A 22,918-nucleotide genomic window follows, 5' to 3' on the forward strand; every position below is an offset into this window, starting at 1 on the left:
TGTGGGTGTGTTGGGTGTTGATCGGGTGGGGTTGGATGATGATTTCTTCGAGTTGGGTGGCAACTCCCTCATCGCGACTCGGGTTGTCATGCGCATCGCCGAAGAACTCGAGACGGCCGTACCGGTCCGCCTTCTGTTCGAAGCGTCCACCGTCCAGGAACTTGCCGCACGTCTCGAATCACACGTCGGTGAAGGAAGCCGCCTTGCGCTGACAGCTCAGGATCGACCGGAAGAGATTCCGCTTTCTCTTGCGCAGCAGCGTATGTGGTTCCTCAACCGCTTCGACGGCTCGGCAGGCGCCTACAACATGCCGTTTGCACTGCGGCTGAGCGGTGAACTCGATCTGGGCGCGATGCGTGCGGCGATCGGCGACGTCGTTGCCCGCCACGAAACCCTGCGCACTGTGTATCCGGAAACCGATTCGGGACCGGTCCAGGTCATCGAACCGGTAGGACATACGCCGGTGGAATTGAACGTCGAGAGTGTCACGGAAGCTGAGATTGTCGGCAAGCTGGTCGAATTGGCGTCGACGAGGTTCGACGTGACGGCCGAAATCCCGCTGCGGATTCGGTTGTTCCAGGTAGCCGAGAACGAGTACGTCCTCGCCGTCGTGGTGCACCACATCGCCGCGGACGGTTCCTCGACTACTCCGTTCGCCCGTGACCTCGTCATGGCCTACGCGGCCAGGGCACAGGGAACGGCGCCGGGTTGGGCTCCGCTGAATGTGCAGTACGCGGATTACAGCTTGTGGCAGCGTGAGGTACTGGGAAGCGAGGAAGACCCGGAATCAGTGTCGTCCAAGCAGATCGCCTACTGGAGCCAGGCTTTGGCCGGGTTGCCCGATCAGCTGGACCTGCCGACGGACCGTCTGCGTCCCGCCGCGCAGTCGTACCGTGGGGGTTACCTCCACTTCGAGATCGATGCAGCAGTGCATCAGGGCTTGGCATCACTGGCCCGTGAGCACGGAACAACCTTGTTCATGGTCACGCACGCGGCATTCGCGGTCCTGTTGGCGCGCCTTTCCGGCACCGACGACATCGCCGTTGGCACCCCGATCGCGGGCCGTGGCGAGCGTGCGCTCGACGATCTGATCGGCATGTTCGTCAATACTCTGGTATTCCGGACACACGTCGACGGTTCCGACAGCTTCACGGAACTGCTTGCCCGCGTGAGAGAGAACGACCTGCAGGCGTTTGCGCACGCCGACGTTCCGTTCGAGCGACTGGTCGAAGTTCTCAACCCGGCACGTTCGACCGCTCGGCACCCGCTCTACCAGGTGGGCTTCCTCTTCCAGAACATGGAACAGGCAAGCCTGGAACTGCCTGGTCTCACGGTGAAGGGCCTGGAGATCGACAACGGTGTCGCTCAGTTCGATCTGCAGTTGATCGTCGGTGACAACTACGACGAGCGTGGCGTTGCCTCCGGCATCTCGGCCGTATTCAGCTACGCGCACGACCTTTTCGACGAGTCGACAGTGCAGTCCTTCGCTGATCGGTTCAACACCGTTCTGGCAGCGGTGGTTGCCGATCCGTCGATCGTGGTCGGCGACATCGACGTGCTCGATCCGCGTGAGTCGAATCAGGTTCTGCAGGAATGGAATGCAACGGAGCAGGTACTCGACGCCGAGGCGACACTGGTCGATCTGTTCGATCAGCAGGTTGCCGCGCACGGTGATTCCGTCGCGTTGGTGCACGGGCTCGAATCGCTGACGTATGTGGAGTTCGACGACAAGGTCAACCGGCTCGCCCGTCACCTGATCGAACTGGGTGTCGGTCCGGAGTCGTTGGTGGCATTGGGAATGCGACGCTCCATCGACCTGGTGATCGGCATGTACGCCGTTGCCAAGGCAGGCGGCGGTTATGTTCCGATCGATCCGGATCATCCGGCCGATCGCACCGGGTACGTCCTCGAGATGGCCGCGCCGGTCTGCGTGCTCAGCAACGAGAACGACGCACCGTCGCTCGCGGGGATCGACAATGTTCTTCTCATCGACACCCTCGATCTGTCGCGCGTCTCCGGAGCGCCGGTGCGCGGCGACGAGCGGATCGCACCGCTTCGTTCGGCGAATACCGCGTACGTGATCTTCACGTCGGGATCGACCGGCAAGCCGAAGGGTGTGGCGCTGTCCCACGCCGCGATCGTCAATCAGCTTCTGTGGAAGCGTGATCGCTACGGTCTCGACCAGACCGACGCAATGTTGCTCAAGACTGCAGCGACGTTCGACCTCTCGGTCTGGGAGTTCTGGTCCGCGTTGACATCCGGGTCCCGCCTGGTCATCGCCGACCCGGACGGCCACAAGGACGCCGAGTACATGCTGGCGCTCATCGCTCAGGAGAAGGTGACGACGCTGCACGCGGTGCCGTCCATGCTCTCGATGCTGACGGCCGCAGCAGACGGCACTCTTCCGCAGTCGCTCGAGCGTGTCCTTGCCATCGGTGAGGCCTTGCCCGCGGCAACGGCGGCAGAGTTCCGCAAAATGTCCGACGCGGCACTCGTCAATCTGTACGGTCCGACCGAGGCTGCGGTGTCAGTGACCGCGCACGATGTGGACGAGAGCGACACCTCGTCGGTCTCGATCGGTGCCCCGGAATGGAATACGCAGGTCTACGTGCTCGACGAGCGACTGCATCCCGTTCCGGTCGGAGTCACCGGTGAGCTGTACCTGGCCGGAACCCAGCTGGCTCGTGGTTATCACGGGCGGGCCGACCTGACGTCGGAACGCTTTGTCGCCAACATCTTCGGAGAACCGGGCACACGTCTGTACCGCACCGGCGACCTTGTTGTCTGGCGCAGTGGCGGTGAACTCGAGTACGTCGATCGTGCCGACTTCCAGGTGAAGATCCGCGGCTACCGCATCGAACTCGGTGAGATCGAAGCTGTTATCAGAGCTGCTGAGTCCGTGGACGCCGCGGTTGTCGTCGCGAAAACCGATCCGCGACTGGGGGATCGACTGGTCGGGTACCTCGTTCCGCAGGCCGGGGCCACCGTCGACGTCGACAGCGTGAAGGCGGAACTCGTCCGCGAGTTGCCGAGTTACATGGTGCCGTCGGCGTTGATGGTGCTGAGCGAATTGCCGCTCAACATCAACGGCAAGATCGATCGAAAGGCGCTGCCGGAACCCGAATTCGAGGCAACGGAGTTCCGTGCCCCGAGCAATCCGGTCGAAGAGATCGTGGCCTCGGTGTTTGCCGAAGTCCTGGGCGTTCCACGAGTCGGGTTGGACGACGACTTCTTCGATCTCGGCGGAAACTCGCTGATCGCCACACAGGTCGTGGCCAGGTTGGGTCAGGCACTTGACGCCCAGATTCCGGTGCGGATCATCTTCGAAGCGTCGACTGTCGGACTGCTGGCGTCGCGGGTGCTCGAACATGCCGGTTCAGGTTCGCGGGCACAGTTGGTGGCGCAGGAACGGCCGTCGCAGATTCCGTTGTCGCTCGCTCAGCAGCGGATGTGGGTTCTCAACCAGATCGACCGCAGGTCTGCCGCGTACAACATCCCGGTCGCGATCCGGATGTCCGGCGATCTCGACGTCGCAGCATTGCAGTCGGCCGTCTCCGACCTTGTTGCTCGCCACGAGATCCTGCGGACGTTCTATCCCGATCTCGGGGACGGCCCGACGCAGTCGATTCAGTCGAAGTCGGCAGCCGTTGTCGACATGGCCGTGCTGTATGTCGGTGAAGACACGATTGGGGCCGAGGTCGCGAAGGTCGTCGGTCAGGGCTTCGACGTCACTGCCGGTGTTCCGCTGCGCGTTCGCCTTTTCCAGATCACGCCCACCGAGCATGTCCTGATCGTGGTGGTCCACCACATCAGCGGCGACGCGTTCTCGATGGCGCCGATGATCCGAGACACGATGGTCGCGTACACGGCGCGCACCGGGGGAGCGGCACCCGAATGGGCTCCGCTCGAAGTCCAGTACGCGGATTACACGTTATGGCAGCGCGACGTTCTGGGTTCCGAGGGCGATCCGGACAGTGAACTGTCGACGCAGCTTGCCTACTGGACGCAGGAACTCGCCGGCGTTCCCGAACTTCTGGAACTGCCGACGGACCGTCCTCGTCCGCCGACGCAGTCGATGAAGGGTGCGGACTTCCTGTTCACTCTCGGCGCCGACTCCACGCGTCGAATCGCGGAAATCGCGCGCGAGCAGAACTCGACCGTGTTCATGGTCGTGCATGCCGCGTTCTCGGTGCTGCTGTCCAAGCTCAGCGGCTCGAACGACATCGCGATCGGTACACCGGTGGCGGGCCGCGGCGAGCGAGTCCTCGACGACCTGGTCGGTATGTTCGTCAACACGCTGGTGTTGCGCACGCAGGTGAAACCGGCAACCACGTTTGTCGACCTGCTGCAGCAGGTGAAGGAGAAGGACCTCGCGGCGTTCGGAAACGCAGACGTGCCCTTCGAGCGTCTGGTCGAGCAGGTCGGCCGTGAGCGCTCACAGGCATACTCACCGCTGTTCCAGGTGATGCTCACGTTCCAGAACATGGCACTTGGCACGTTTGCGCTGCCAGGGCTCGAACTGTCGGCGGTGGACGACGGATTCGACTCGGCGATGTTCGACCTGCAGCTCACCGGTATCGAGGAGTTCGACGAGCACGGAGCGCTGTCCGATATCCGGATGCGATTCACCTATGCAACCGATCTGTACGACGCCGCAACCATGGAACTGTTCGCAGCCAGGTTGCGGGCCGTGGTCGACGCCGTTGCCGCAGATCCGACGGTGGTTCTGCGGACCATCGACATCGTGACGGACTTCGAACGCGCGCTGATCGAGGCAGCCGAGCCGAAAACGGCCGCGGACCTTCCGGACCTCGCAGCAGCGGCCGCCGCAGCAGATCCGACGGCGGTTGCCTTCACACACGGCGACACCGTGGTGACCTTCACACAGCTGGCCGAAAAACTGGCTGTGATGAAGCAGACGATGGGTGCGGCGCTCACTGCCGACGCGTTGGTCTCGGTTTCGCTGAACGGTCTGGTTCCGGGCATTCTTCCGGCACTGGGCGCCGACGGTATTACCTCGCTCGTCGAGTCTTTGATAACTGACGCGCAGGCCACGCTGGGGAAGGGTTCCGGTACGGACGGGTAATATGCAGTATTTGCCCCATGGGCGTTGATCTGTACGACCAGTCGTGCGTTGGATCTGCGCCGTGCTGTCGTCAGTTGGAGGAAGTGTTGATGTCCGTCGGTATGCCGGGACCACAGTCGCTGACGATCGAGGACCTGCCGAGATTGATCGCTGCAGTAGCCGAGGCGGAGCCCGACCGGACAGCGCTTGTTCATGCAGACGCCGAGGTCACCTACGAACGGTTGCACTCGGAACTGACCACACTCGACTCCGCGATGGGTGGTGCGCTCGGCCCGGACGCACTCGTACCCGTCGTGATCTCCACGCTGCTGCCGGAGTTGCTCGCCACACGAGAGGGTGGCCTCGAATCCGTCGTCGGTGCGCTCATCGCCGACGCGACTTCCGTCGTTGCTTTCGAGGCTCCGTCGGTCGTCGAGTCGACTCTCGTAAGTCTGTTCGAGGAGCAGGTCGCGCGTACCCCCGATGCCGTCGCCCTTCGTTTCGGCTCCACGGCGTCGACCTACGCGGAATTCGATCGCCGGGTCAATCAGCTCGCCCGCGAGCTCGTCGCCCGTGGCGTCGGACCGGACACACTCGTCGGCCTGGGTATCCGTCGGTCCGTCGAACTGCTGGTTGCGATGTACGCGATCGTCAAGGCCGGTGGTGCGTACGTACCACTCGATCCAGACCATCCCGCTGAGCGTCTGGCGTATGTGATCGACGTCGCCGCGCCCGTCCTCGTGCTCACGACGTCAGTGGACGCGGTCGGCATTCCCGAAAACGTCGATGTACTGCGGATCGATGACATCGATGTCTCGGCGCACTCAGGCGCGCCGCTTGCCGACGGTGACCGGCTGTCACCGCTGCGCACCGACAATCTTGCGTACGTGATCTTCACGTCGGGTTCGACCGGCAGGCCCAAGGGCGTCGGTGTGTCACACGAGGCAATCGTCGCCAACCTCCGATGGAGGCAGAGCGAATATCCCTTCACCGACGAAGACGTCATCCTGCAGAAGACGCCGTTTACGTTCGACGTGTCGGTGTGGGAGTTCTTCTGGCCGTTGCAGGTCGGCGCTTGCCTCGTGATCGCGAAGCCGGACGGGCATCGTGATCCGGCCTACGTCGCAGCGACGATGATCGAGTACGGCGTCACCGTTGTACATTTTGTCCCCTCGATGCTCGCGGTCTTCGTCGCTGAACCGCGCGCTTCCGAGATCACCTCGCTACGTTACGTTTTCGCCTCGGGTGAAGCGCTTCCCGCCCAGACCGCCGCGCGGCTGCGCGACGTCAGCACCGCGGAACTGCACAATCTGTACGGACCGACCGAGGCAGCCGTCGACGTCACGTACTACGCAACCGGACCGCAGGACGAGGTCTCCATTCCGATCGGCCGTGCTGTCGCCGAAACAGAGCTACTCGTCCTCGACGACGCACTGCGTCCAGTACCTCCCGGCGTCCCCGGCGAGCTTTACCTCGCGGGGGTCCAGCTGGCCAGAGGGTATGTCTCCCGCCCCGATCTGACGGCGGATCGGTTCGTCGCGCATTCCACCTCGGACGGCGAGCGCATGTACCGAACCGGCGACCTGGTCCGATGGCGCGGTGCCGGCGCCGACCGCCTGCTCGAGTACCTCGGCCGCACCGACTTCCAGGTGAAGCTGCGGGGACTGCGCATCGAACTCGGCGAAATCGAATCAGCGCTACTCGACAACGATGCAATCGCACAGGCGGCCGTTCTCGTCCACTCCGATGCGGCTTTGGGCGACAATCTGGTGGCATACGTGGTTCCCGCATCGGGAGTTGTGCTCGACACCGACGCTCTTGCACGTGAATTGGGTGGACGCCTGCCGGACTACATGGTGCCGTCGCTGTTTGTCGAACTCGAGGCGTTTCCGCTCAATGCCAGTGGCAAGCTGGACCGCAAGGCGCTGCCGGCGCCCGAGTTCACAGCGCAGGTTGTCGAATACCGCGCACCGAGCACCCCGGTCGAGAAGACGTTGATAGCGATCTTTGCCGACTTGCTCGGCCGCGACGATCTCGGCATAGACGACGGGTTCTTCGACCTCGGGGGCAATTCACTGCTCGCGACGCGAGTGGTGGCGCGCGCGAACGCCGAACTCGGCGTGGAACTCGACATGCGAGCTTTCTTCGATGCTCCGACGGTATCCGAATTAGCTTCTCTCGTAGGCGATTCTGCTGGCCGCGGTACGAAGGCTCCTCTCGTTGCACAGGAACGTCCCGACCGGATCCCGCTTTCGCTTGCGCAGCAGCGTATGTGGTTCCTCAACCGCTTCGACTCGACCTCGGCAGTCGATCACATCCCAGTCGTTCTCCGGCTGACCGGAATGCTCGATGCCGCTGCGCTCCGTTCGGCGATCGATGATCTCGTCGAGCGGCACGAGAGCCTGCGTACTGTGTACCCGGAGGTCGACGGCGTCGGCTACCAGCAGATCTTGACCGTCTCCGACGTGGAGCTCGATCTGTCGCCGGTCGCTGTGGCCGAATCCGAGATCACCGAGCGTGTCATCACGGAGATCACCGGGGGATTCGACGTCACCTCACAGGTGCCGTTGCGGGTCAAGCTCTTCCAGGTGGCCGCGTCGGAATACGTCCTTGTATTCGTCGTCCACCACATCAGTGGTGACGGCTTCTCGATGGGCCCCTTGGTGCGCGACGTCGTGACCGCTTACGCGAGTCGGGCGGCTGGCAGCGCACCCGAATTCACGCCGCTGGACGTGCAATATGCAGACTTCTCGATCTGGCAGCGAACAGTCCTCGGCAGCGAGCACGACGCGGAATCGGTGATATCGCGCCAGATCGATTACTGGACACAGCAGCTCGACGGGCTCCCCGAGCGGCTAGACCTGCCGATGGATCGACCCCGCCCGCCCATCGCGAGTTATCGCGGAGCGTCGCACACGATGACTATCGGTGCGGACGTACTCGCGCGCCTCGAGTCGATTGCGCAGGCGAACAAGGCCACGGTGTTCATGGTATTGCACAGCGCAATCGCCGTGCTGTTGGCGCGTTTGTCCGGAACCACTGACATCGCGATCGGCACCCCGGTGGCGGGTCGTGGCGATCGCGCACTCGACGACGTCATCGGCATGTTCGTCAACACCCTGGTGCTGCGTACCGAGATCAATCCGGCAAGTACATTCGACGAGCTGGTGAACCAGGCACGGATTGCAGACCTCGATGCATTCGGTAACGCTGACGTCCCGTTCGAGCGCCTGGTAGAGGTGCTCGACCCGGCACGCTCGCAGGCACACAATCCGCTGTTCCAGGTGATGCTCGCGTTCCAGAATCTCGGCCAGAAAACACAAAGTGGCGCAACGCTCGGCGGCCTCGAGGTAAGCGGTTTCGAGCTCGAGTCCGCAGTCGCCAAGTTCGACCTCCAGTTCACGGTGTGGGAAGACATCGAGGTCGGCGGGCTGTCAGTCGTCATCGATTATGCGCGTGACCTTTTCGATGCCTCGACCATCGAGACGTTCGGTTCCAGGCTGTCCGTATTGCTCGGTGCGGTCGCTGCCGATCCGGCCGTTCTCGTCGGCGAGATCGATCTGTTCGGCGCCGGCGAGGCAGCCCGCGTGCTCGACTGGTCGGTGGGGCAGCGTGTGTCGATCGGCGACAGATCGCCACTTGCACTCTTTGCCCGGCATGTCAGTCGCGACCGGTCGACGGTTGCAGTCGTGGCCGATGATCGGACCCTCACCTACGGGGAACTCGATGCGCGGTCGTCGGTGCTCTCTCAGGACTTGCTCGCTGCGGGTGTGGGAGCGGACGACGTGGTTGCGCTGGTGCTGCCCAGGTCGTGGCAGTGGGTAGTGGCAATGCTCGCGGTGTGGAAGACCGGCGCCGGTTACACACCAATCGATCCCACGTTGCCGACCGAGCGCGTGAATACATTGCTCGAAGACACCAGTGCCCGCGTGGTGATCGCGTCCGGCGGCGTCCAGACGGCGCTCCCGGTGCTGCGGGTCGAGAGCACTGATGGGGCGGAATCCGGCGATTCTGTTCCGGAATGGGTGGACCATTGGCGTGAGCGGGGCGCAGGTGAGCGCGTGGGATACGTCATCTCGACCTCTGGTTCGACGGGTCGGCCCAAGCCCACGGTCGTACCGATGGCGGGCATCGAGAATACGACAGCCTGGTACCGATCCGAACTTCCGGACGCCGCTGGTGTGGTCGTTGCGTCGTCACCGAGTTTCGATCTCACGCAGAAGAATGTGTGGGGACCGCTTACCAGCGGTGGCAGTGTTCACGTCGCCGCAGCGGGGTTCGACCCCGCCGAGATCCTTCGCGCCGTCTCCGACGACGACGTCCAGGTCGCGAACATGTCGCCGAGTGCATTTGATGCACTGGTCGATGCCGACGTGGACGGCGTCCTCGAATCACTCGACGTCGTGTTCCTCGGTGGTGAGCCCATTCAGGTTGGTCGGCTCAAAGATCTGATGGCCGCCGGTGTGCGCGTCGTCAACAGTTACGGCCCCACTGAGGCCTCCGACGTAGTGTCCTTCCAGGAGGCGTCACCGGGAGACGTCAACGGAGTCCCCATCGGGATTCCAATTCCGAATATCGAACTCTACGTGCTGGATTCGCGCCTGCAGCTGGTCCCGGCCGGAGTGGTCGGTGAGCTTTACGTGGGGGGTGTGGGAGTCAGCCGCGGATACGGCGGACGCTTCGACCTTACTGCCGAGAGGTTCGTGGCGAATCCGTTCGGGTCGGCAGGCTCGCGGCTGTACCGTACCGGAGACCAGGTCCGGTGGAACGGTTCGGGAGAGCTGGACTATCTGGGCCGCACCGACTTCCAGGTCAAAATCCGTGGACTCCGAATCGAACTCGGCGAGATCGAAGGGGCCCTGGTGGCACTCGATTCGGTATCGGCTGCTGTCGTGGTGGTACACAAGGACAGCCTGGTCGGAGACCGCCTGGTGGCTTATCTGGTACCAGCACACGGGGCCGACGTCGACATCGCGGCGATACGTTCGACCGTCGCGGCGCGTCTGCCTGACTACATGGTGCCGTCCGCGTTCGTGGCGATCGAGACGGTTCCATTGAACGCCAACGGAAAGGTCGATCGGCGGGCCCTGCCCGAGCCGACGTTCGCGACACTGTCATACCGCGCTCCGACCACTGTGGTCGAAGAAACTGTGGCCCAGATCTTTTCGGATGTTCTGGGTGTAGCTCAGGTCGGTCTCGACGACGACTTCTTCGAACTCGGCGGCAACTCGTTGATTGCCACGCGAGTTGTCTCACGGCTCGGTCAGTCCTTGGACACCGTAGTGCCGGTACGACTGCTGTTCGACGTGTCGACGGTCGAGGCCCTGGCCGCACGACTGAGCACTCACACCGGCGACGCGGGGCGGATGCCTCTCGTCCCACAGGAGCGTCCCGAGCGAGTCCCGCTGTCGTTGGCGCAGCAGCGAATGTGGTTCCTCAACCGGTTCGAGCCGGAATCCGGGGTCGACAACATTCCGGTCGCCGTGCGGTTGACCGGTCCGTTGAACACGGCGGCTCTGGCGGGGGCCGTGCGGGACCTGATCGACCGTCACGAAAGCCTACGCACGATCTATCCCGAGATCGACGGCGTCGGTTACCAGCAGGTTCTCGGTTCGGCGGCAGTCGATCTCGATCTGTCACCGGTTCGAGTTCCGGCCGAGGCTGTGGAACTCCGTGTGCGGGAGCTGATCCAGCCCGGATTCGACGTCACGGTCGAGATCCCTCTCCGTACCGCGCTCTTCCAACTTGCCGACGATGAGTACGTGCTTGTCTTCGTCGTCCATCACATCAGCGGAGACGGTTTCTCGATGGTGCCGTTGGTACGTGACGTGGTGACAGCGTATGCGGCGCGATCGCACGGGCGTGCGCCGTCCTGGTCGCCGCTGGCTGTCCAGTTCGTCGACTACACCCTGTGGCAGCGTGAGGTGCTCGGCAGCGAGGACGATCCGCACTCGATCATCTCGGGCCAGGTCAACTACTGGAAGAGCCGGCTCGCGGGAATCCCGGATCAGCTGGACCTGCCGACCGATCGGCCACGTCCAGCCGTAGCAACGAACGGTGGTGCAGAGTACCAATTTGCCATCGAGCAGGGCGTCGTCGATTCCCTCGACCGAATTGCGCGTGAGCATCAGGCTTCGCGATTCATGGTCGTGCACAGTGCATTCGCCGTGATGCTGGCGCGCCTGTCCGGCACCTCCGACATCGTGATCGGTACTCCGGTCGCGGGGCGTGGTGAGCAGGAACTCGACGATGTGATCGGAATGTTCGTCAACACACTCGTGTTGCGGACGAACGTCGATCTGTCGCTGTCGTTCACGGAATTGCTTCGCAGCACGCGTGAGTCGGACCTGCAAGCGTTCGCGCATGCCGACGTGCCGTTCGAGCGCCTCGTCGAAATCATCAACCCGGAACGATCGCAGTCACGCAATCCGCTGTTCCAGGTCATGCTCACGTTCCAGAACGTCGCCCAGGGCAGCGACGAATCGGCCGACATCGACGGCGTCACGGTATCGGCCCTCGACGTCGATGCGTCCGTGGCGAAATTCGATCTGCAATTGACGATCACCGAGCATGACGGTGAACTCCGTGGACTCTTCACTTACGCAACGGATCTGTTCGACCGTAAGACGGTGGCCTCCTTCGTCCAGTATCTGACCGCGACTCTCTCGGCGGTCGCGGCTGCCCCCGCTGGGCCGGTCGGGGACGTCGACGTCGTCGGCGACTCCGATCTGGGGCTGGTCGTCGAGCGCTGGAACAGCACCGGTCACGATGTTCGCGATGTGACGCTGGTGGATCTGTTCGATGAACAGGTCGTCCGCTCTCCCCATTCGATCGCGCTGACCTTCGATGGGCATCAGCTGACGTATCTCGAATTCGACCGGCGGGTCAATCAACTCGCCCGCAAACTCGTGTCGGAAGGCGTCGGCCCGGATACCCTGGTCGGCTTGGCCATTCGCCGAAGCTTCGATTTGCTGGTGGCGATGTACGCGGTAGTCAAGGCCGGCGGCGGCTATCTGCCCATCGACCCCGATCAGCCCGTCGAGCGCAACGAATACGTCGTGTCGACTGCAGCTCCGATCTGTGTGTTGACCACAGAGAGAGATGGATTCGACGCTGAGGGAGTGCTGGTAGTCAGGATCGATACCGTAGACCTGTCCGGTTGTTCCGACGCACCGGTCACCGACGCGGACCGCCTCGGCCCGCTGCGAGGGGAGAACACGGCGTACGTGATCTTCACCTCCGGGTCGACGGGCAAACCGAAGGGCGTTGCGGTGTCACACCGCGCGATCGTCAACCGGCTGATCTGGATGCAGGCCGAGTACAGCCTCCTCGGCGACGACGTGGTCCTCCAGAAGACTCCCTTTACCTTCGATGTCTCCGTGTGGGAGTTCTTCTGGCCGTTGCAAGTCGGAGCTCGACTTGCGATCGCTGCCGTCGACGGCCACCGAGATCCGGCCTATCTGGCCGCGCTGATCGCGTCCGAACGAGTGACCACCATTCACTTCGTGCCGTCGATGTTGGAAGTGTTCCTCGCGGATACGGTTGTCACGAGGTCTTCTACCCTTACCCGAGTCTTCGCCTCGGGTGAGGCGCTCGCCCCGCAGGTGGCCGCGCAGTTCCGGACGGTTCTTCCCGGAACTGAACTGCACAATCTGTACGGACCGACGGAGGCCGCGGTCGACGTCACCTTCCATGAGGTGACGGACGCCGACACCACCACCATGCCGATCGGCGCGCCGGTCTGGAACACACGCGTTCTGGTACTCGACTCACGACTGCATCCGGTGCCCGTCGGGGTCGCGGGCGAGCTCTACCTCGCGGGAGTGCAGTTGGCCCGGGGGTACGTGGCTCGGCCGGACCTCACCGCGGACCGGTTTGTCGCCGATCCGTTCGGACCTGCCGGCTCACGCCTGTATCGGACCGGAGACCTGGTGCGATGGAATGCGTCGGGTGAGTTGGTATACATCGGACGTACCGACTTTCAGGTCAAGCTACGCGGACTACGCATCGAGCTGGGGGAGATCGAGTCGATCCTGCGTGATCATCCGTCGGTCGGTTCGGTGGTGGTTGCCGTCCGGAACGATCAACTGGTCGCGTACCTGACGGCGGCCGGTGAGTCTCTGATCGATTGGCTGGAACTGGAATCGATACTGGGGAAACATCTTCCGTCATACATGGTGCCCACGGCACATGTTGTTCTGGACGAACTGCCGCTCAACGCCTCGGGAAAACTCGACCGGAAGCAACTGCGCGATCCTGAGGTCGAGATCGCGGTCTTCCGGGAACCCGAATCTGTGGTCGAGGTCGAAGTTGCGCGTATTTTCGCCGACCTCCTCGGTATCGGGCAGGTCGGCTTGGACGACGACTTCTTTGCGCTGGGCGGTAATTCACTGATCGCGACGCAGATCGTCGCTCGACTCGGGCATGCACTCGACACCACTGTGCCGGTCCGCATCCTGTTCGATGCATCGACAGTGGAGTCGCTCGCGGCGCGAATCGACGTGCTCGTGGGGCGGGGCGGCCGTCCGCCGCTCGAACCACAGGAGCGCCCTGAGTTGGTTCCGCTGTCGATCGCGCAGCAGCGCATGTGGTTCCTGAACCGATTCGATTCGGCGTCCGGAGTGGACAACATTCCGATCGCGATCCGGTTGACGGGGGATCTCGACATCGAGGCCATGCAGGCAGCTCTTCGTGATCTGTTCGAGCGACATGAGATTCTCAGGACCACATATCCGGAAGTCGACGGTATCGGATACCAGCGAGTCCTCGACACCGCGGATGCACTGCCTGATCTGTCGCCAGTACGTATCCACGAGTCCGTCGTCACCGACCGGGTGGCGGAATACGTACTCGCCGGATTCGATGTCACTGCAGACGTGCCGGTCCGGGCACGTTTGTTCGATCTTGCCGACTCGCAGTACGTTCTGGTGTTCGCCATCCATCACATCAGCGGTGACGGCTTTTCGATGGGGCCGCTGGTCCGGGACGTCGTCTCGGCGTACGCCGCGAGGTCGCAGGGAATCGCTCCGACGTGGAAGCCGCTACCGATCCAATTCGCGGACTTCGCGCTGTGGCAGCGCCGGGTACTCGGTGTCGAGTCCGATCAGGGATCGTTGATCTCGAAACAGATGGAATACTGGAAGTCGCAACTGGACGGATTGCCCGTCGAACTGACCCTGCCGTCGGATCGGCCGCGTCCGCGAGTCGCTTCACACTCCGGTGCCGAGTACTGCTTCGATATCGAAGCGGCCATGCACGAATCATTGAATCATGTTGCGCGAGAACATAATGTGTCACTCTTCATGGTTCTGCACAGTGCGCTGGCCGTCCTGCTGGCGAAGCTGTCCGGCACCGCCGACATCGTGATCGGTACACCAGCGGCCGGACGAGGTGAACAGGCTCTCGATGATCTGATCGGCATGTTCGTCAACACTTTGGTCCTGCGGACCGAGGTCGACCCGGGCGAGTCGTTCACTGCACTCCTGTCGAAGGTACGGGACACCGATTTGGCCGGTTTCGAGAACGCTGACGTTCCGTTCGAGCGTCTGGTGGAAGCACTGGACCCCGAACGGTCGCAGGCGCGTAATCCGCTTTTCCAGGTGGGCTTTTCGTTCCAGAATCTCGGTCAGGGTGCGCACGGATCCGTAGAGATTCCGGGCCTGAGCATTTCCGGTGTCGACATTGCGCCGACGTTGGCAAAGTTCGACCTGCAGTTCACGGTCTGGGAGACTCCGGCTCAGGCGGGCGGGCTCACCTTCGCCGTCACCTACGCCACCGATCTCTACGACGAATCGACGATTGCAGGCCTCGAGTCACGACTGAACGCCGTGCTGACATCCGTCGTCGCCAATTCGTCAAATGCAGTCGGCGACATCGACATTCTCGGCGAGGACGAACGCCGGACGATACTCGAAGGGTGGGCCACGCCCGGGGCGGTCGTCGACGACTCGACCACTCTGGCCGGACTGTTCGATGCACAGGTGACCCGATCACCGAACGAGATTGCGGTGGTCTTCGGAGACGAGCGATTGACGTATCGGGACATCGATTCCCGCGCAAACTGTCTGGCCCGCACGCTGATCGATTCGGGAGTCGGATCCGAGGACCTTGTAGCGGTCCTCTTGCCGCGATCGGTCGATCTGGTCGTGGCGCTGCTCGCCGTCGTCAAGTCTGGTGCCGCGTATCTGCCGATCGATCCGAGCTATCCGGATGAGCGGATCGCATATACCCTTGCCGACGCGTCTCCGGTGTGTGCGATCGTCGCTCCGGATTCGCTGCGGGAACTGCCCTGCCCTTCTGTCTCGCCCCGGGACGCCGCAGCCGACTCCCGCCCCGTGACCGACGCAGACCGCGTGCGGCCTTTGCGTTCGAGAGACCTGGCGTACGTCATCTACACATCAGGATCTACCGGCCGCCCCAAAGGTGTTGCGGTCACTCATCGGAACGTTGTGGAGTTGTTCGCCAACGCGCAGACGGAATTCGCATTCGATTCCTCGGATGTGTGGACTTTGTTCCACAGCTACGCATTCGACTTCTCGGTGTGGGAGCTGTGGGGTCCGCTCATTCACGGCGGTGTACTCGTGGTCGTCGACTTCGAGACGTCGCGTTCGCCAGACCAGTTCAGACAATTGCTGACCACCGAGGGCGTCACGGTGCTCAATCAGACTCCGTCGGCTTTCTACCAGCTTGCGGAGGCGGACCGTGTTTCCGGAGGATCGGACGGTACCGCGTCGGATCTTGCGCTCCGGTACGTGATCTTCGGTGGCGAGGCACTCGATCTCGCACAGCTGACCCGGTGGTACGACCGTCATCCGGACGACTCGCCGCAACTGGTCAACATGTACGGAATCACCGAGACCACGGTGCACGTCTCTTATCTCCCGCTCGATCGTGCGAGCGCGGAGACCGCGACGGCGTCGTTGATAGGTCGACCACTCGACGGCCTTCGGGTGTACGTACTCGACGACCGTTTGCAGCCCGCTGCGATCGGCACGGCCGGCGAGATCTACGTCGCCGGCGGACAACTGGCACGCGGGTATCTGGGGCAGAGTGGATTGACGTCCGGGCGGTTCGTCGCGAATCCGTTTGCATCACACGGCGAGTCGATGTACCGAAGCGGCGATGTGGCGCGCTGGAACCGCGCCGGCCAGCTCGAATACCTGGGGCGTTCCGATTCGCAGGTTCAGCTTCGAGGTTTCCGGATCGAACTCGGCGAGGTCGAGACGGCCCTGCTCCGAGTCGGTGGTGTCGCCCGTGCCGTGGCCGTCGTCCGCAAGGACGCAGATCTGGGCGATCGGCTCATCGCGTACGTCGTGCCCGAGGCCGGTTCGGACCTCGACGCGAGCACGGTCAGCACAAGTGCGGCCGACTTCCTCACCGGCTACATGGTTCCCGACGCGACAGTGTTGTTGGACGCCTTGCCCCTCACGGTGAACGGGAAGCTCGACTCCGCTCGGCTGCCTGCACCCGTCTTCGCTTCCGCCGAATATCGAGCGCCGGTGTCCGACACCGAGAAGGCCGTGGCGACGGTATTCGCCGAATTGCTGGAGGTTCCTCAGGTCGGACTCGACGACGAGTTCTTCGAACTCGGTGGTAACTCATTGATCGCGACCCGGGCGGCGGCACGACTGAGCCGATCCCTCGACGCCACAGTCCCCGTACGGACTCTGTTCGACACCCGGACAGTCGAAGAACTCGCGAGCGCGATCGAAGTCCACGTCGGAACCGGTTCGCGAAAGCAGCTCGTTGCCCAAGATCGCCCCGAGCGCATTCCGCTGTCTCTGGCGCAGCAGCGTATGTGGGTGCTCAACCAGATGGACACCGACGCCTCGACCTACAACATCCCGATGGCGCTGCGTCTGGCCGGGCAGTTGGACGTCGATGCGCTGAAATTTGCTCTGCGTGACGTGATTTCGCGCCACGAGTCACTGCGAACGCTTTACCCGTCCGACGGGCTGGGGCCGGTGCAGCGGATCGTCGGCGCCGACCTCGTGCCCATGTTCGGGGAACCGACAGCGGTCCACGACGGCGCGCAGATGTACACGAAGGTCGTCGAATCGACGACCGCCGGATTCGATGTGTCATCGGAGGTTCCGGTACGTACTGATCTTCTCCAGATCGGAGAAGATCAGTACGTGTTCGTACTCGTCGCGCATCACATCGCGGCCGACGGGCAGTCGATGGGGCCACTGGCCCGCGACGTGATGGTGGCCTACGAAGCGCGTACCCGGGGCAGTGCACCGTCGTGGAGCCCACTCCAAGTGCAGTACGCAGACTTCGCGCTGTGGCAACGCGACGTACTGGGATCGGTAGATGACGCGGGAACGATCGCCGCGCGCCAACTCGACTTCTGGCGCACAGCGCTCGACGATCTGCCTACCGATGTCGGCTTGCCGACAGACCGACCGCGTCCCGTGGTGCAGTCCGCCGCAGCGGGGGCCGTCCAGTTCACCGTCGACGCTGATGTCCACTCGCGACTGAGCGACATCGCCCGAGCGAAGAACGCCACGGTGTTCATGACAATCCACGCCGCACTGGCGGTCCTGATCTCGAGGTTGGGTGGAGGCTCCGACTTCGCGATCGGTACCGCTGTCGGCGGCAGGGGCGAGCGCGCCCTCGACGATCTCGTCGGTATGTTCGTCAACACACTCGCGCTTCGCACCACGGTCGATGCCGGTGCACGCTTCGAGGATCTCGTTTCGCATGTGCGCGACGTCGACCTGGCCGCGTTCGGCGAAGCCGATGTTCCTTACGAGGAAATCGTGGAGGCGCTGCCGCCTCGGGCGGGGGGCCTGTTCCAAATCGTCCTGTCGCTGGAACCGACCGCCCAGACCGAGTTTGCATTGGCAGACCTGACCATAGGCGCCGTCGACAGCGGAGTCCTGACCACGAAGTTCGACCTTCAGCTCACCCTGACCACCGCAGCGGACGGCCTCGGACTCTCCGGCCTGTGGCTGTATTCCGAGGACCTGTTCGACAAGACCACGGTCGAGTCGTTCGCACAGCGGTTCGTTCGTGTACTCGAGCAGGTCACCGACGATCCGACCAGGCAGGTCGGCGATCTCGATCTGCTGACCGACATGGAGAAGTCCGAGGTCGCCGGCGGCGGTCGCGAAGCCAGCGCAGTCGCGAGCACGACGTTGCTGCCTCAGTTGCTCGCCTCCGTCGTGGAAAGCGACCCGGACGCGCCTGCGGTGGTAACAGACGGCGAGGAGACCCCTTACGCGGCACTCGACGCGAAGTCTTCGCGTCTGGCTCGCCTGCTCATCGAGGAAGGTGCAGGTCCCGGCACTGCGATCTCCATCGGTGGTGGTGTCGATGCCGTGATCGCCTACTGGTCTGTGGTGAAGGCCGGCGCAGCCTTTACCGGGGCGCATCCGTCGGATCCGGCAAGCCTGACCCTGTCGAATGACTCCGACACCTCGACGCTGCTCTTGACGTCACCGGAGATCGAGTCTCGGCTGGCGACGATGTCGGATCGTCCGATCAGCTACGTCGATCGCGCCCGGTCGACAATGGCGGACGATCCGGCGATCGTCGACGGTGACCGAGTGCTGACGTACGGCGACCTGTCGGACTCTCTGGCGGAGCTGCGTAAGCGGTATTCCGTCGACTTCGAGTCGAGGTTGGCATTCGCCGGCGCGGTCGGCTCGCCGGAGCACTCGGTCGCGGTCCTCCTGGCGGCGTCAGCCGGAGCGGCTGTCGTCATTCTCGGTGACGACGAGGCAATCGAAGACTCACTTGCTGACGACTGGGTGACGCATGTGGTGCTTCCGGACGAGGTCCGCTCGGCCGTCGACCGAACCGACTTACCCGATCTCGAGTACGTCCTCGCAACGGGCGAACTACTCGGGTGGTGAGATCGGGCTTCGTCGGCGACCGTGCCAGTGGCCGAATTCATAGGTGATCGTGCCGTTGCCCGGATCGGTGTTACCGGCTGTAACAATGGGCGGTAGGGGTTGGATGTGTTGGGGGAACCCACTGATGCAATTGTGGGTTCCCCGGCGTCCAGTCTGGACAGACCGGTAGTGACAGTTCAGAAGTATGACGCGAAGGTGAGTTGCTCGATGCAGCGTTGGGTCTCCGTACACACCGTTCGACCGCAGGTGGCGGTCGTATGAGTACTGACGACGCGACCCGGCGGAAGACATCTCGCGCCGGCAGGAACGAACGACCGGCACGCACCAGGCGCGCGCGGGTGCCATTGCTGCCTCAGTTACTCGCAGCTGCAGTGGACCTCAACCCAGCAGCACCGGCGATCACATTCGGGGGGCAAACCCTCACTTATGCCGAAGTGGACGCGCTGTCCTCGCGTCTGGCTCGGTTGCTCATCAGCCGCGGAATCGGGCCGGAGGACCGGGTGGCGGTGTCGATTCCCCGCTCCGTCGAGTCGGTCTGTGCGGTGTGGGCGGTGGCCAAGACCGGCGCAGCTTTCGTGCCGGTCGATCCCAGCTATCCTGCGGACCGCGTCGAACACATGATCACCGATTCTGCAGCCTCGATAGGGCTGACCACGGCCGCGTACGCTATCGACCGCCCTCGCAGCGTCCAATGGCTGGAAGTGGACGGCGACGTGTTGACGGCCGAGTTGTCCGGTATCTCCCCGGATCCGGTCTCGTATACCGAACGCGTTCGAACCCTTCGCGTGGATCATCCGGCATACGTGATCTACACCTCGGGGTCGACAGGACGGCCCAAGGGCGTCGTCGTCACCCACGCCGGGCTTTCAGACCTGTGTGCGGAACAGGTCGAACGGTATGCGCTCACCTCTACGTCGCGGACACTGCATTTTGCTTCGCCGAGTTTCGACGCTTCCGTGCTCGAACTGCTGCTCGCCGTCGGTGCAGGCTCGACGATGGTGATCGCGCGTCCGGACATGTTCGGCGGCGACGAACTCGCGGAACTCCTGGTGTCGGAAAAGATCACGCACGCGTTTGTGACCCCGGCAGCGCTGGGTTCGATTTCCCTTGACGGCGCCCACCAGTTCGACAATCTCGCGGTGGTGGTCGTCGGCGGTGAAGCGTGTTCACCCGCGCTGCTGTCCACCTGGGCGCCCGGCCGACGGTTCTTCAACGCATACGGACCCACGGAAGCCACCGTCGCCAGCAACATCGCCGAGTTGACCGTCGATCGTCCCGTGACGATCGGTGGTCCCGTCCGTGGTGTCGGCGTGTTCGTCCTCGATTCTCGACTTCAGCCGGTCGCCACCGGAACCGCCGGCGAACTCTACCTGTCGGGCACCCACCTTGCCCGCGGGTACAACGGCCTGTCCGCAACTACTGCGGCAAGTTTTGTCGCAAATCCGTTCGGCGGCGTCGGGGAGCGGCTCTACCGGACCGGCGATACCGTGCGGTGGATCCGCACCGGCGGCGATGGCGGAGCCACCGATCAGACCGGTGGTGAGCGCGACCTCGAATATCTCGGGCGGGGGGACTCACAGGTCAAGATTCGCGGCTTCCGGATCGAACTGGGCGAGATCGATGCCGTCCTTGCCGCCCAACCCGGAGTCGACTTCGTCGCCACCGTCGCGATCACCGGTTCCTCAGGTGACGCCGCGCTGGTGTCGTATGTCATGGCGAATGCCGACGTCGACCTGGACCCAGACTCGTTGACCGCCAGCGCTCGGGCCGTTCTTCCGCGCCACATGGTGCCTGCATCGATCATGGTCATCGACCGGATTCCTCTCACCCCAGTGGGTAAGTTGGACACCGACAGCCTTCCCGAGCCGATCTTCATCTCGCGTGCGTACCGCGAACCATCAACGCCTGCACAGGTACTCGTGGCAGCGGCCTTCGTCGACCTGCTCGGAGTCGAGAGGGTCGGTGCCGAAGACGACTTCTTCGAACTCGGCGGCAACTCACTTGTTGCAGCAAGGCTGGCTGGACGTCTCGGAGCTGCGTTCGGGACACGCATTCAGGTGAAAACCCTCTTCGAGGTATCGACGGTCGAAGCATTGGCTGCCCGAATCGAAGCCGAGGCGGAGGGGTCCGTCAGAGTACAGCTTGCGCCGGTGATTCGTCCGGAACATGTGCCGTTGTCGCTGGCGCAGCAACGGATGTGGTTCCTGAGCCAGTTCGATTCCGAATCTGCTGTCAACAACATTCCGATCGTCCTCCGCCTGAGTGGTGAGCTTGACACGGTTGCGCTCGCCTCAGCGGTCGGTGACGTCCTAGCTCGGCACGAAGTCCTTCGTACTGTCTACCCAGGAATCGACGGTGTGGGCTATCAGCAAATTCTGCCGGAATCGACCGCAGACATCGACCTCGATCCCGTTCCGTTGGCCGATTCGGCACTTCTCGGCGAACTGTTGACTCTCGTTACCGCCGGATTCGACGTCAGCTCGGCAGTTCCGTTGCGGGTCAAGCTCTTCCAGACGGATCCGTCCGAGTACGTCCTGGCGATGGTCGTTCACCACATTTCAGCGGACGGCGTTTCCGTAGCGCCGTTGGTTCGGGACGTTGCGTTCGCCTACCTTGCGCGTGTGGACGGCCGGAGTCCGGAGTGGACACCGCTGCCGGTGCAGTACGCAGACTTCGCGATGTGGCAGCGTGAGGTTCTCGGCGTGGATTCCGATCCGACATCGTTGATGTCCGAGCAGCTCGCGTACTGGAAGACGACCTTGCGAGACCTGCCGGAGAAGATCGAACTCCCGGCCGACCGTCCACGACCCTCAATTCTCTCCACCAGAGGCGGCGTCCACCGTTCGGACGTGGACGCTGAATTGCACAGTGCCCTGGAGCAACTCGCACTTGACCACAACGTGTCACTGTTCATGGTCGTCCATGCGGCGCTGGCGGTCCTGTTGGCAAGATCGAGCGGCAGCGGTGACGTGGCGATCGGTTCACCAATCTCTGGACGAGGGGAACCCGAACTCGACGATCTGATCGGCATGTTCGTAAACACCCTGGTGTTACGCACGGCCGTGAACCCAGGAGCAAGCTTCTCCGATTTGTTCGACCATGTGCGTGACATCGATCTGGGGGCTTTTGCCAACGCCGATGTGCCATTCGAGCGGCTTGTCGAAGTGCTCGACCCGGCACGATCCCAAGCGCACCACCCGTTGTTCCAAGTTGCGCTGTTCTTCCAGAACATGGCCGACGACGCACTGGAATTGCCCGGACTGCGTGTCTCCGGATTCGACGCGGGCGTCGACATCGCGAAGTTCGATTTGCAATTGACCGCAGCTCCACGGGAAAACGAGTCGGGGGATGCCGCAGGGATCGCGCTGTCCTGGCTCTACGCCACGGATCTGTTCGATGCCTCGACCGTGTCCGCCTTCACCGATCGGTTTGTCCGCATACTGCGCGCGATGGTCGCAGATCCCGGTTCAGCGGTCGGTGATGTCGAGGTCATGACGGCGCCTGAGCGTGCTTTGGTGCTCGAGTCGTGGAACGACACGTCTCATCCGGTTGTGGGTGGGTTGTTGTTGGATGGTTTTGATTCTGTGGTGGGGGTTTGTTCGGGTTCGCGGGCGGTGGTGTTCGGGGATGAGGTGCTCTCGTATGGGGAGTTCGATGAGAGGGTTAATAGGTTTGCGCGTTATTTGATTGGTTTGGGTGTTGGGCCGGAGTCGTTGGTGGGGTTGGCTGTTCGGCGGTCGGTGGATTTGTTGGTTGGTTTGTATGCGATTGTGCGTGCGGGTGGGGCGTGGGTGCCGTTGGATCCTGATGCGCCGTCCTCGCGTAATGAGTATGTGTTGGATTCGGCTGATCCGGTGTGTGTGGTGTCGACGGAGCGTGATGGTTTCGTGGCGTCGGGTCGTCGGGTTGTGTGTGTGGATGTTGTTGATGTGTCTGGTTTTTCGGGTGCGCGGGTTTCTGATGTGGATCGGCGCTCGCCGTTGCGGGCGTCGAA

General features: G+C 63.0%; 3 protein-coding genes. All 3 read left to right on the forward strand.

Annotated elements, in window-relative coordinates; all coding sequences use genetic code 11:
• On the forward strand, positions 1–5,086 hold a 5,086-nt coding region (locus AC3WQS_RS31170), incomplete at its 5' end, for an amino acid adenylation domain-containing protein (RefSeq protein ID WP_492713520.1).
• Between the two features lie 89 nt (positions 5,087–5,175).
• A complete protein-coding gene (locus AC3WQS_RS31175) occupies positions 5,176–18,924 on the forward strand; it encodes an amino acid adenylation domain-containing protein (protein WP_492713518.1) in 13,749 nt (4,582 codons plus the stop codon).
• 257 nt (positions 18,925–19,181) lie between these two features.
• Positions 19,182–22,918: amino acid adenylation domain-containing protein (locus AC3WQS_RS31180; RefSeq protein WP_492713517.1), on the forward strand; the 3,737-nt coding region annotated here is incomplete at its 3' end.

Source organism: Rhodococcus sp. FW305-130 (assembly GCF_058788335.1).

Bases quoted from the DNA above. Each gene is read 5' to 3' on its own strand.
- AC3WQS_RS31175 (WP_492713518.1), top strand. From the start codon at position 5,176: ATGTCCGTCGGTATGCCGGGACCACAGTCGCTGACGATCGAGGACCTG.